At 36.6% G+C, this 13,088-nt stretch carries 10 protein-coding genes; 5 read left to right on the top strand and 5 right to left on the bottom strand.

Features of this window, described 5'->3' with window-relative positions:
- Positions 1-951: 951 nt before the first annotated feature.
- Positions 952-1,476 (top strand): low affinity iron permease family protein, encoded by a 525-nt coding sequence (locus H1R81_RS11480; protein ID WP_181840841.1) that lies wholly within the window; start codon positions 952-954, stop codon positions 1,474-1,476.
- Positions 1,477-1,515: 39 nt separating this feature from the next.
- Here H1R81_RS11480 and H1R81_RS11475 read toward each other — a convergent pair whose 3' ends face one another.
- From H1R81_RS11475 to H1R81_RS11465, 3 genes are all read right to left on the bottom strand, one after another.
- Positions 1,516-2,241 carry a hypothetical protein gene (locus H1R81_RS11475; protein ID WP_181840840.1) on the bottom strand — a complete coding sequence of 242 codons (726 nt, stop codon included), beginning with the start codon at positions 2,239-2,241 and terminating at the stop codon, positions 1,516-1,518.
- 74 nt (positions 2,242-2,315) lie between these two features.
- A complete protein-coding gene (locus H1R81_RS11470; RefSeq protein WP_181840839.1) occupies positions 2,316-3,878 on the bottom strand; it encodes an ADP-ribosylglycohydrolase family protein in 1,563 nt (520 codons plus the stop codon).
- 42 nt (positions 3,879-3,920) lie between these two features.
- Complete coding sequence (locus H1R81_RS11465; RefSeq protein ID WP_181840838.1) at positions 3,921-5,156, bottom strand: NAD(P)/FAD-dependent oxidoreductase; 1,236 nt, start codon at positions 5,154-5,156, stop codon at positions 3,921-3,923.
- Between the two features lie 161 nt (positions 5,157-5,317).
- On the opposite strand from H1R81_RS11465, the gene H1R81_RS11460 reads away from it, so the two are divergent.
- Both H1R81_RS11460 and H1R81_RS11455 read left to right on the top strand, forming a co-directional pair.
- Positions 5,318-6,091: an alpha/beta fold hydrolase gene (locus H1R81_RS11460; protein WP_181840837.1), complete on the top strand. Its 774-nt coding sequence runs from the start codon at positions 5,318-5,320 to the stop codon at positions 6,089-6,091.
- Between the two features lie 58 nt (positions 6,092-6,149).
- Positions 6,150-6,815, top strand: a complete 666-nt coding sequence (locus H1R81_RS11455) for a CBS domain-containing protein (RefSeq protein ID WP_181840836.1) — start codon at positions 6,150-6,152, stop codon at positions 6,813-6,815.
- Here the strand turns inward: H1R81_RS11455 and H1R81_RS11450 are convergent.
- The gene (locus H1R81_RS11450) at positions 6,805-8,046 is read right to left on the bottom strand and encodes a TCR/Tet family MFS transporter (RefSeq protein ID WP_181840835.1); all 1,242 of its coding nucleotides are present in this window, start codon (positions 8,044-8,046) and stop codon (positions 6,805-6,807) included. The two genes, H1R81_RS11455 and H1R81_RS11450, sit on opposite strands and share 11 nt — an antisense overlap.
- 180 nt (positions 8,047-8,226) lie before the next feature.
- Complete coding sequence (locus tag H1R81_RS11445) at positions 8,227-9,495, bottom strand: hypothetical protein (RefSeq protein ID WP_181840834.1); 1,269 nt, start codon at positions 9,493-9,495, stop codon at positions 8,227-8,229.
- Between the two features lie 272 nt (positions 9,496-9,767).
- On the opposite strand from H1R81_RS11445, the gene H1R81_RS11440 reads away from it, so the two are divergent.
- Positions 9,768-12,275: a YfhO family protein gene (locus H1R81_RS11440; protein WP_181840833.1), complete on the top strand. Its 2,508-nt coding sequence runs from the start codon at positions 9,768-9,770 to the stop codon at positions 12,273-12,275.
- A complete protein-coding gene (locus tag H1R81_RS11435; protein WP_181840832.1) occupies positions 12,265-13,086 on the top strand; it encodes a transketolase in 822 nt (273 codons plus the stop codon). The genes H1R81_RS11440 and H1R81_RS11435 overlap by 11 nt, the downstream gene beginning before the upstream one ends.
- Positions 13,087-13,088: the final 2 nt, after the last annotated feature.

Raw genomic sequence — 13,088 nt, 5'->3', positions numbered from 1 at the left:
CTAGCGTTCATCCTGAGCCAGGATCAAACTCTCCATTGTAAATGAATTTGTTTGCCTGACCACTTTGGTCTCGCATTTGCATTCTCAACAAGTTAATGAACTTTATTCATCCAGCATTCCTGCCTTCCGACTCGCTAAAACTAAAACTAAGCTTCTAAAAAATTTCTAAACTCTTTTTGAACAACTTAATCCGTTTTACTGTTTCCTATTTAAAGAACTTTACTACTCTTTTTTACTTTCCCGTTTTCTCTGTTTTTATTAAGCGAAACGGACTGCAAAGTTACGACTCTTTTTGAATTTAAAAAAATATTTTTTCATATTTTTTTTCACTCTCCTTATCTCCTCAATCACTCTTCGTAAACCTCTTTCCTTTATTTTCCTTACTCTCTCAATCAATCGGGGTGCAAAATTCTGAATTTATTATTTTAAAACCAAATTAATTTTAAAATTTATTTTCAACCCTTCCATTTCGCAACTTCTCTCCCTCTACTCTCTCAATCAATCGGGGTGCAAAATTCTGAACTTATTTTTACATCTCCAAATTAATTACTAACTTTATTTTTAACTCTCCCCCAATCTCCTGATTACCACCTTTTTACTATGCTCCTGCTATGTAACGCTCAGTCTGTTCCTCATTTTTGGGACTGCAAAGGTAAGGCTCTTTTTTACATTTGTCAATACCCCGCCCTAAAGTTTTTTAACGCCTTCCCCTTATTTTCCTTACTACTAACTACTTACAGTTTCACCCCTCAAAAACCTTTATATAAGTTCTTGAAATTGTTCTATCAACACTATTTTACCTTTATGCTTTTAGGTATATTTACTTATGGGGACCATGAGTAGCATTATCCCAACATTTGCTGAAAATCAGGTGGAACAGTTTTTTATATATCATATGTATTTAAAAGCTAATAGCTACAATCAATTATAAAAACACAAATTCTTTTTACAATGAAAAGAAAGAAAAAAGGAATACTTGGTTTCTTCGACCGTTTTTCCAAAAAAGTAACAAAGGCTACGGGTAGCCCCTATGCTTTTGTAAGTGCTTTCATCGTGATTATCGTATGGGCTGTATCAGGGCCTGTCTTTGATTTTTCTGATACCTGGCAATTGGTTATTAATACTGGTACCACTATTATTACTTTTCTGATGGTGTTTATCATTCAACAATCCCAGAATAAAGATACAATTGCGTTACAGATTAAATTGAATGAACTGATAGCTTCGAGCGATAAGGCAAGTAACCGATTAATAGATATAGAAGATTTAACGGAAGAAGAATTAGAGAAAGCTAAAGCTTTTTACAGAAAATTGTCTGATCTGGCCGAGAAAGAAGATGACGCTTTTATTTCACATTCTATTGAGGAAGCGAACCAAAAGCACGAGGAGAAATCTAATTCACAACGGAGACCCAAAGCAGCAACAATTCATAAAGAAGAAAACAATAAAAAGGAAACCTCTAAGGCAACTATATAAATAAAGCCCGACACTCAAGTCGGGCTTCTCTTTGTCTGATTATCTGGCAAAAGCCGCAGCAGAAATATTATCATTAAACACGATACTCGTTGTAACTTTTACAGTTCGTTTATCTGCCGTACTTGTGTATGTAGATTCAGAAGGATATTTGATACCATAAGGAGATGTTGTGTAACTGATGTAATCTTCCGTAATTACTTCGCCGCTTGCCAAAGTCAGCTTTCTTCTATTCAATAAACCTGTGTTTTCATCAAAGTATAAATTATACTTAACACCTTTACCACTTAACTCTACATGATTCACTTTTTTACCGTTCAGAGTTTCTGAACCAACCAAAGTAGCTATGTATCCCTTCTTCTGATAATCCCAGAAAGGCAATACAAGCTCTCTCAGTTCTCTACGCATGTTTTCCTGTTCTTTTGCACTCAGATCTTTGGTTTCGTATTGGGTATTTTTGTCTCCACTTCCAAGCGGCACTTTCAGCCAGCCTTCATTTCCTTTAATACCATAAATAAAGGTTCTTTTCAGAATAGTCTTCGATTTAGACATTGAACCATCTGCAAATGCTACCTTTACCTCCATATCGTAGTCGGAGGCTGCGCCACTTTTATAGCTTTGTTTCATTGAATAAGTATTCACACCGTCCCAAAGTGCTTTACCGCCAGTTGCGTCTATATATTTATTTAAAACATCTTGTGCGGTTTGAGCAAGTGCACCACTTACCGAGATTGCAAATACTACGAGACTAATCATTGTTTTTTTCATGCGTTGCCTGATTTAATTATGTTTTTTATTAACGTAATTTTCTCTACTCCCTTTTATTAGACCTTGATTCTCTATTAAGGTTTAATTTTTTTTGGCTGCCCGAATCGATAAATGGTCTGATTGCTCTCATTATTTGGATGGTCGTTATACACAATCGCATCGTTCAATCTTAAATCGTGCTGGCTTGATGGGTTTAGTAATTTCACAGCCACTTTATGTTTCCCTTTTGGCAATTGATAGTTCCAGAAAATTTCATGCCTGCGGGCACGAAACTCGGTTGGCATTTCTATAGTTTCTGCTAATTTACCATCTATATAAACCTCGGTGTTAAGTACTACATCTTTGGCATCTTTGTCTTTTTTTTCAGCAACACCTTTGATTACTACGCCTGTACCCTCGAAATCAAAACTATATTCGTCTTTGATACTTTTATAAACAAATATTTTATCAACCGGATAAATCTTCTCAAAACTTTGCTCCCAACGAACCAATTCCGGTTTTTGAACCAGAATACTTACTTTATCTCCTGAAATTTTACCACCATTGCGTTCGATATTCTGCAAAGCATGCTTTAATCCTATTTCATATACCTTATTTAATGAGATAGTGGTATATTTAAAATCAATATCTTCTGCCTCTGTTAATCCGATTTTCCAATAGGCGGGGATTTTTGAGTAACCTAACATTGTTCCTAAAATACCACAGGCTGACGACGGATTACAATCGGCATCCTGCCCGCAACGTGTGGTTATTTCTATTGTTTTGGTAAAATCTCCTTTACCATATAATAAGCCTAATACTACATAAGCAGAATTAAGTTTGGCATCTATATTAAAAGGAGTAAACACGCCATCAGGGCACCCAATATCTTCTGACCATCTATCCTGCAAAGCAAACCAGGTCTTTTTCCAGTCGTTCGGATATAATTTATAATACTTGATTACATCGGCTATACATTTATAATACTCACTTTGTGTAGGAATTGTTTTCAAAGCTTCGTTAATAATATATTCAATATTGTTGGAAGTAAAGGCCAAAGTATAGCAAGCTCCTAAGAAAACACCTCCATACCAACCATCGCCATAGTTCATGATATGTCCAATCTTATCTGAAATCTTAGAGGCGGTATTTGGCATTCCGGGTGACATCAATCCTGCGAAATCACATTCAATCTGATAATCTATACAATCTGCATGAGGGTTATGCAACCAATGCCCTGATTGTGGCGGCATAATATTATGTAAAATATTATAACGACCTGCCTGATTGGCGTGCCACAATGCATAGCCTGCATTAGCATAGGCTTTGGCATGAGATTCAACCGGAGCATCAAGTCCTTCTTTTTCAAGAATGTCTACAAACGTCAAATCCATATATAAATCATCATATAAACCCGGATTCTCAATCATGGTTTTCTTCAAATAACCATTATACCACGGAATAGGCTGATACTCATTAATAATAGTACCATTGTAACGAAATTCCATTGGGCCACCGAAAGTGACACCAATGGTCTGCCCTGCCCAACCGCCTTTTATTTTATCATGCAACACCTCTTTTGAAAGGGTAAGATATTTTTGTTGAGCATTTCCGATTAGTGTAATACATAAGAATAATGAGGTAAGAATTTTTTTCATACATATTTATAGGTTTTGAATAGATGTACTTTTGCTATAATCTCAAATCTCACTAATCATCTCTGCCACTTCCCTACCCGTCTGCATAGCCGCATTCAACGAGGGATAAGCCAGGTAATCGCCACAACGATAGAGGTTTTCATTTAATTTCAGAGGCTGTTTCTTTGTACCTGATGGAAACTTGGGTAATGCATCAGGTATATGATAAGTACGAATATGTTTCCAGACATTTACCTGTGCCCCAAACCAATCATACACTTCTCGTTTGATCCGACTGATATGATTACGTTCATCAATTTTCTCCAAACCGTGGGTACTAACTGAAATTAATGTTTTGCCAGTTGTTCCGTATGAAGGCGAAATATCCGTAGGTACGAATAGGTTATGCACAACCCCTTTTCTGTCTGGATTTAAAGTTAGGTATTTCTGTCCTTTTAAAGGAGAATATTCTGCCGAAAAATAGGTACAGGTAGTAAGCTGGTGTTCATAAATTTTATCTTCATCTAAAAAACGGTCTGCTGTAAGTGGATCAGTTGCTATAACAATTCTGTCGGCGGTCAGAATTTTCCCATTCTCTAAAAAAACCTTATTATCCTCTATACCTTTAACAATCGTATTTAATCTGATTTTTTCTTTCGAGATCATATCTGAAATCTGTTCCGGAATTGCCTGGATACCTTCGGCAGGAATGGCCATTTCACCTTTAAAGAATTGTTTGAAAACAAAATGGAATAAATTGCTTGAGGTATGTAGTTCATTATCATGAAAAATGCTACCAAAAAATGGTTTGAAAAACTGCTGAATGATTTCTTTACTCCATCCATACTTTTTCAAAAACTTAATAGTCTCTATATCATCCATACCAAATAGCTCTTCATCAGGTATATCTGCTACATATTTAGCAAATTTCTTAATTTTCAGTCTATCGCTCCATGAACCAATTGGCGAAAAAGCCTTCGAAAAAATAGAACCTTTATCTTTGAAAGGACTTTCAAGTTTTGTGAAACCCTTCTTCGCTTTTATCAGAACTCCAGATTCAAAATAATTAAGATCTAAATGGCTATAATTTAGTATTTTACGAGCTTCAGAATAATTGGCCAATAGAGTCTGAAAACCTCTGTCAAGCCGGAAACCTTCCACCATATCTGTGCGGACTCTCCCACCCAAAGCGTCTGAACTTTCTAAGATTACGAAACTCATTCCTTTTTCGTTCAGATACTTCGCGCAGGTCAATCCTGAAATCCCACCGCCGATAATCACCGTTGAAAAGTCATTCATAAACTTTTAATCTCTGTTTTTCGTTCTTTACTATAGAAAGTTTTGAAAATTCAATTTTAAACCACTATTTTGTCTTAGAAAACACAAATATAGACGGATTTCCGTAATTACATCTTTATTAGAACATACTAAATCTTTAATAGAATTTTTGAGAAAACAGAATGAATTATCAAGTACAACAGGAAGGGGAGTTTAAATACATTGATGAAGGTAGCGGCGATACGCTACTGATTTTGCATGGCTTATTCGGTGCATTAAGTAATTTCGACGATGTAATTGAAGGTTTCAGACATCGTTGCCGGATTGTTATCCCGGTAATGCCTATTTATGATATGCCCATGCGAGAAGCAAGTCTGGAAGGTTTACAGGGATTCATAGAACGTTTTATTGCTTTCAAACAACTCAAAGAAATTATCCTTTTAGGTAATTCTTTAGGTGGTCACGTGGGTTTATTGTACACATTGGCACATCAGGATATGGTTAAAGCATTGATATTAACCGGAAGTTCGGGTTTATTTGAAAATACAATGGGAGGGTCGTTCCCTAAGCGTGGAAGCTATGAATATATCCGTGAGCGTGTAGCCTATACTTTCTATGATCCAAAAACAGCTACTAAAGAACTGATTGACGAATGCTTTGAAATTACCTCGAGTATTCCGAAATGTATGAATATTGTACAGATAGCCAAGTCGGCACAACGCCATAACATGGCTAAGGAGATACCAAACATAAAAGTACAAACATGCTTAATCTGGGGGCTTAACGATACTATTACTCCACCTCATGTTGGTTTTGAATTCAATCGTTTACTGGAGAACTCGGAATTATATTTTATTGACAAATGTTGCCATGCCCCAATGATGGAGCGACCCGAAGAATTTAACCATTATCTTGCCAGATTCCTTGACAAAGTTCAGGAAGAAGTCTTGGCATAATTTTTTATGGATATCTCTTCGTATAGCTTTAGAAATATATTATAAAATAAAATAAAGAATGACGGCTGCTCAAATTATCAACCACGAATTACCCATTTTAAAGCTGAGTGATACTGTTGGCGATGCTTTGAACTGGATGGAAGAAAATCGTATTGGACAATTGGTGGTTGTCGATAATGAAAAATACTTAGGTATTTTAAGCGAAGACATATTGTTGAATTATGATGAAGACTTATTGATTTCTGAGATAATGCCTCAATATTCAGGCGTTTACATTTTCGATTACCAACACATTTACGAAGCATTGGGATTTATTTCAAAATACCACTTACAAATTCTGGCTGTGGTAGATGAAGAAGAAGCTTTTGTTGGCAACATTACAGCAGCAACAATTTATAACAGATTTGGTGAACTTTTGGGTGCGCAAGAACCTGGAGCTGTATTGGTTATAGCTATTAAAAATAGAGATTACTCATTAGCAGAAATCAGTCGATTGATAGAATCTGATAATGCAAAAATACTGAGCAGCTATTTTTCAGGAAATCAGTACACAGGAGAAGAAGCTTCAAAACTGACACTAAAAATCAACCGTCAGAATATTACTTCAATCATAGCTACGCTCGAACGCTTCGGTTATATTGTTGAAAGTGCCTATGCCCATGAGCCTGTTGGTAGTATTGAACAGGAACGGTTTGATATGCTTATGAAATACCTTAGTGTTTAGCCTCTGCCCGTTCTACCTTAGTACTATGCTTATTGAGTGTTCTGACAATCAATAACAAGCTTAATAAAGTTAATATAACTGATGCCAGAAAAGGAACTCCAGGAAAATAAATAGGAGCATCCTTAGCAGTAAATCGTGCAAACAAGCTCGTCATTAACAAAGGTCCGATAATAGATGCTACACTGTTCAGGCTGGTTAATGAGCCTTGTAACTCTCCTTGCTCATTAGCAGGTATTTGCCCTGATATAATACCTTGCATAGCAGGTCCTGCTAATCCACCCAATGAGAATGGTATCATAATAGCATAGACCATCCAGCCCTCATTTGCAAAGCAATAAGCAAGTGAACCTAAAATGGAGAAGGTAAATCCCACATAAATGGCTTTTCTTGTACCTAATTTGGGAATCAGAATCCGTGTAAGAAAACCTTGTACTAAGGCAATCATAACCCCTACAAAAGTTAAAGACAGGCCCACTTCGCGCTCTGACCAACCAAATTTTTCTTTGGTATAATAAGTCCAGGTGCCTTGCGTAGAAAAACTTGAAACATATAATAAAAATATAGCCGCTACCAGTCCTATTATCATAGGAAATCGCTTGAGGTTTATTAAAGCACCTATCGGATTGGCACGTTTCCAATCAAATTTTCTACGGTTTTCTAAACTTAAAGATTCAGGCAAGACAAAATAACCGTACAGCCAGTTTAATATAGTCAACCCTCCTGCTACCATAAATGGTGCACGGGTGCCAAAATCACTTACAAAACCACCAATAATCGGTCCAATAATAAAACCTAAACCAAAAGCTGCTCCAATCATACCAAAATTCTGCGCTCTTTTTTCAGGTGGACTGATATCTGCCATATAAGCGGCAGCAGTAGTAAAACTTGCACCCATCACACCCGCAATAACTCTACCAACAAATAACCAGCCAATAGTGGGTGCAAAAACCAACAATAGATAATCGAGTCCGAATCCAAAAAGTGAAGCCAATAATACAGGTCTTCGCCCATACTGGTCACTCAGACCACCCATAACCGGAGAGAAAAGAAACTGCATCACCGCATAGGCAGCAAATAGCAAACCACCGTATCGGGCTGCTCCACTGGTATCGACATGCGCTAATTCTGAAATTAATCTTGGTAAAACCGGTATGATTACTCCGAAGCCTATAGAATCAATGAGAACTGTGATAAGCACAAAGGAAGTGGCAGCACTTTTCTTAACAGACATGGTTTAGTAAGTTTTATGCAAATTAACCATTTTTCTGAATTATACTTTTAATTCCAGATTAAATTTGCTTAAAAACAGCTAATTTATTCTATTTCCAAATGCTAAAACAATACCTCTTTTTTAAAACAGAGCTGCTCATCTCAATTATTTGAATGGTTTTATTATGTCTGTCAAATATATCTATTTTTTTGATTTCACTTTTTCGCCTTTCGCAATTAATTGCCTTTCTAACTCCATAATTCGTTTTTCCTGTGCTATTATATAAAGGGTTAGTTCTTCTACTTTCAATAATAACTTCGAAGTCATTTCACCTAAGGCTACTCCATTCTCATTTACTTCCTTTGCTGTAGGTATTTCAGGTAAATGCTTGTTTTGTTTCACATAAGCTTCTAACTGACTAACAGACATTAGTTTGTAGTCTTTTTCAAAAACATAATCGCACCATTTAGGATCTGCCACCAGATCACTGGCGCGTGCTCTACCACAAATTGACAAAATATAATCCTGTACAGGTATTGCACCTATTCCCACCGGATTGGCGAAGTAATTAGTTGTATTAGACACTAAAATCACATTACCGGTATTATCTACAGATAGGACTTTGTCTGATGAATTACTAATTGAAGAACTATTTGTCAGATTAGTTAGCTTTAAACCGGAAGTATTGCTGGCATCACTTACAATCTCCAACTTAGCAGTAGGAGATTGCGTACCAATTCCGACATTGAGCGCATATTGTCCTGTACCACCTAAAACCATACTATTACTACTCGATACCTTCGCATTGCTACCAATCGCAATTGCATTGGTAAGCCCTGTTATGGTTGGAATAGCCTTATAGCCAATCATCACATTGTAATTGCCCGTAATATTGGTACTTTCTGTCCATATATTACAACTCGTCCAACAGAAGCCACCTGCATAAGTACCAATAAATGTATTGCCTGTGCCGGTGGTATTATCAAATCCGGCTGAACGCCCTACAAAGGTATTATCTTCTCCTGTAGTGTTTCTATATCCTGTAACATGCCCTAAGAATACATTTTGTTTGCCAGTTGTATTAAAATATCCAGCCTGTGAACCTACAATCAGATTATATCTTCCACTCGTATTTTTTCTTCCTGCCCAAAAACCCATAAAAGTATTTTCATCATTTGTGTTGTTCTCACCGGAAGCTCTTCCGATAAAGACATTTTTTTCAAAGGTTGAATATCTCCCGGCATCAGCTCCTATATACACGCTACTTCTGGAATAATAGCTATTTTGTCCTGCACCTGAGCCAATCATAACCGAGCTATCAGAGGACATATTCTGGCCTACATTATGGCCAAGATGCACCCCATTAGTAGGTATATTAGTATTAGGTGTTACAACAACGGTGGTATTTTGCGCCATAGCAAAAGAACTTCCTAAAATAATCAGTAGCAGTAGTCTCAATAATTGTTTCATTGTTTATGTTTAAAGATGAATAATTTTTTAGTCGGTTTAAAGTTAATATTTTTGGCAATTAAAGTTGTATTATCATTATTAATTTTGCGGTATTATAAAAATTAACAATCATTTACTAAAAGGTAACATTTTTATATTTTGGCATACATTTTGGACTATTATTACCAGATAATACATATAAGAAAATCTATTATTTTGCAAAAAATATCTCATATTTGAATAGAAAATTTGTGTGATAAGCATTATTGTTCCTATTACCCCTAAAAATCTCAATGAAAAAGAAGAACAAACCCGTTAGCCAGCAAAACATACCACAAAAAAAGCAAGATGAGGTAACGGTAAACCCAACTCCGAAAATTTTAGAAACTCATTTATCGAATAATAATCCGCTTTTTACTTTTTCTAATAAATTAGCCTGGGGGCTGATAACAGGCCTATTAGCAGTAGCGGCCTTTTTTATATTCAAAGATTTTTTGCTTTCAAAAAAGACAACGCTTTATTTAGATATTGGTAGTGATATGACCAATGCCTTTTATCCTATCTATAAAATGGCAACAGATTATTTTCAGCAGTATGGTATGTTGAGCTGGTCGTTTAAACAAGGTATGGGGCAGGATATCTCTCCGTTTATGAATAGCCCTTTCTATTTCTTATATTATTTAGGCGATGGCAAAAATATTCCTTTAATAGCGGGCTGGATTGAGTTTTTACGTATTATCGTCAATGGGCTGGTCTTCTTCTGGTTTCTGAAAACAATCAATTATAATAATTATACAAGTATTGTCGGCGGGGTTTGCTTTGCGCTCATGGGCTTTACAGCTTTGGTATTAGGATGGACACCCTTACTGGCGAACAGCTTGTTATACAGCATATTATTACTAATAGGCATTGAGCAGTTATTGAGAGAGAAAAAATGGTATCTCATTCCGATAGCGACCATGCTTATCGCTGTTGATCAGCCTTTCAATTTCACTATCATCGCTGAATTTACTATTATTTACCTTCTGGTTAGGCTATATGTGGAAGACAGACTTACTAACTGGCTTGAAAATGGAAAATTTCTGGCTCAATTAGTGGCTTTCAGTGCATTAGGTATAGGCATGGGCTTTTTGATTTGCTACTCTCATATTCTTTTACTACTCAATAGCCCCCGCGGTTCTGGAGATGTTTCCTATACAAGTACACTTTCATCTCAACCTATCTTGCAAACTGCCGATAGTATTGAGCTTTTCACTACTTATTTGCGCTGGTTTAGTAATGATATTTTAGGTTATGCAGGTACTTATAAAGGCTGGCAGAACTATATGGAGGCTCCGGCGTTCTATGTAGGTATAGGTATGTTATTGCTATTGCCACAGCTATTCGTAATGGGCAATCGCCGTGAAAGAATTGCTTATGGAGTGGTTACCGGGCTTATATTTATTATTATGACTTTCCCTTATTTCAGATATATCTTCTGGTTATTTACAGGAAATTACTATAGGGTAATGGCCGCTTTTATTGCTGTTGGTTTACTCCTCGGATGTCTTAAAGTAATAGAGGCCATAATTAAAGGCTATAAAATTAATCTGCTGGCTTTAGGTGGTACTTTCTTGTTTCTTCAGTTTCTTTTACTTTTCAATTTTTCAGATGATTTAGCATCTACAGTTAATAAGGGCATCCGTACTTCGGCTGTTCTGTTGTTATTTATCTATGCACTACTGTTTGCTGCAACCCGGGTGAGTAGTATTCGAAAAGTGGCCTTGTGTTTTTTTTTAGGCATTACATTTGTAGAAATGATTTACTTTGATAACCAAACATTGAATAAACGTAGTATCCAGACAGTAGCAGAGTTCAAATCCAAAGCAGGGTTCAACGATTATACCTTAGAAGCCATTGATTATATCAGACAACGAGATAAATCCTTTTTCAGAGTAGAGAAAAACTATTCGTCGGGTAGTGCCATTCATGAGAGTCTCAATGATGCGATGGTACAGAATTACCAGAGTACCTCAAGCTATCACTCTTTTAATCACAGATATTACGTGGCTTTTATGAATGGGTTAAATACCATTCCACCAAATCAGGAAACAGCTACCCGTTGGATTGGCGGGGTGCGTGGACGTCCGCTATTAATGCCTTTGACAAGTGTTAAATATTATCTGGTAAAAGGCATATTCCCGTTCCAGCGTTTTGGTTTTGATTCACTCACTACTTTTCAGGATGTAAAGGTTTTCAAAAATACAAATGCCTTACCGATGGGCTTTACACTTGAGAAGTACATGACCAAAGAAAACTTCGAGAAACTTTCGACTGTCGAAAAAGATGCTTCTATATATAGGGGTTTCGTAATTAATAACGACGAGAAAGCAGAATACTCTGCATTCGGAGAAATCAAAGACTCGTTGCAAAGTGTGACGGTTGAGGCCTTTAATCAATTAATCAGCGAATGTAGAAAAGACACTTTGCAGATTACTTCTTATGACGACCAGCATTTTGACGGAACCATAGATATCAATCAAACCAAGCTTCTTTTTCTTTCCATCCCATTCGATAAAGGTTGGAAAGCAGAAGTAGATGGAAAGCCTGCAGAAACCCGTCTGGTTACCTTTGGTATGACGGGAATTGTGTTAGACAAAGGCAAACATCAGGTAAAGCTCTATTATGAAGCGCCTTATCTGAAAACCGGGAGTATGGTGTCTGGTATTTCGTTTGTAACTTATGGCTTATTGGTAGGCTTATCGTTCTGGAGAAAGAAAAAACCTACGAAATTAAGCGAAAAAGAAGCTAATGACCAATAGTAATCAGACATATCGAAAACTGAGTGGTCAATTGAGGTTGAAATTATTGAAGATGTACTTCAAAGCGAATGCTGGTCATATTGGCTGTTCACTTTCATGTATTGATTTAATCATAGCTACACTCATTATTCATCGTCAAGCTGATGAAGTTTTTTTATTATCTAAAGGCCATGCCGCCGCCGCTTTATATGCCTGCCTGAATCAAATGGGTGAATTATCTGATGAAATTTTAGATACTTTTTATAAAAATGGCACGGTATTACCAGCGCACCCGGCCCCTAATAAAATCAAAGGTATTCCGTTTGCCACAGGTTCATTAGGGCATGGATTACCGATTGGTGCTGGAATTGCGCATGCCAACAAACTCCTGCAAAATGATAAAATGACCTACGTCCTGATGTCAGATGGAGAAACCAATGAGGGAACAAGCTGGGAGGCAGGACATTATGCTGTAAGCAAACGATTAGATAACCTGATTGTGCTAATCGACTGTAACGGTTTACAAGGTTTTGGCAATACAGATAAAGTTTTAGGGCTTTCGGCAGATATAAATAAATGGCAGGCTATTGGTTTTGAAGTAGTTGAGACTGATGGACATGATATTGAAAAACTGATATCTATTATTACCGAGTTCAAAACAAAAAAAAATGGTTTGCCTAAAATGATTATTGCAGATACGGTGAAAGGTAAGGGTGTAACTTATATGGAGAATAAATTAGAGTGGCATTATTTACCAATGAAACCGGAGCAATATCAACAAGCCCTTGAAGAACTCAAACAATTATACGCTTTGGAAACAGAGCTATCCTAATA

This window comes from Emticicia sp. BO119 (assembly GCF_013912375.1).
GTDB lineage: Bacteria > Bacteroidota > Bacteroidia > Cytophagales > Spirosomataceae > Emticicia.
The sequence above is the reverse complement of the archived record's forward strand: the minus strand, read 5'-3'. Positions and strand labels throughout refer to the sequence as shown.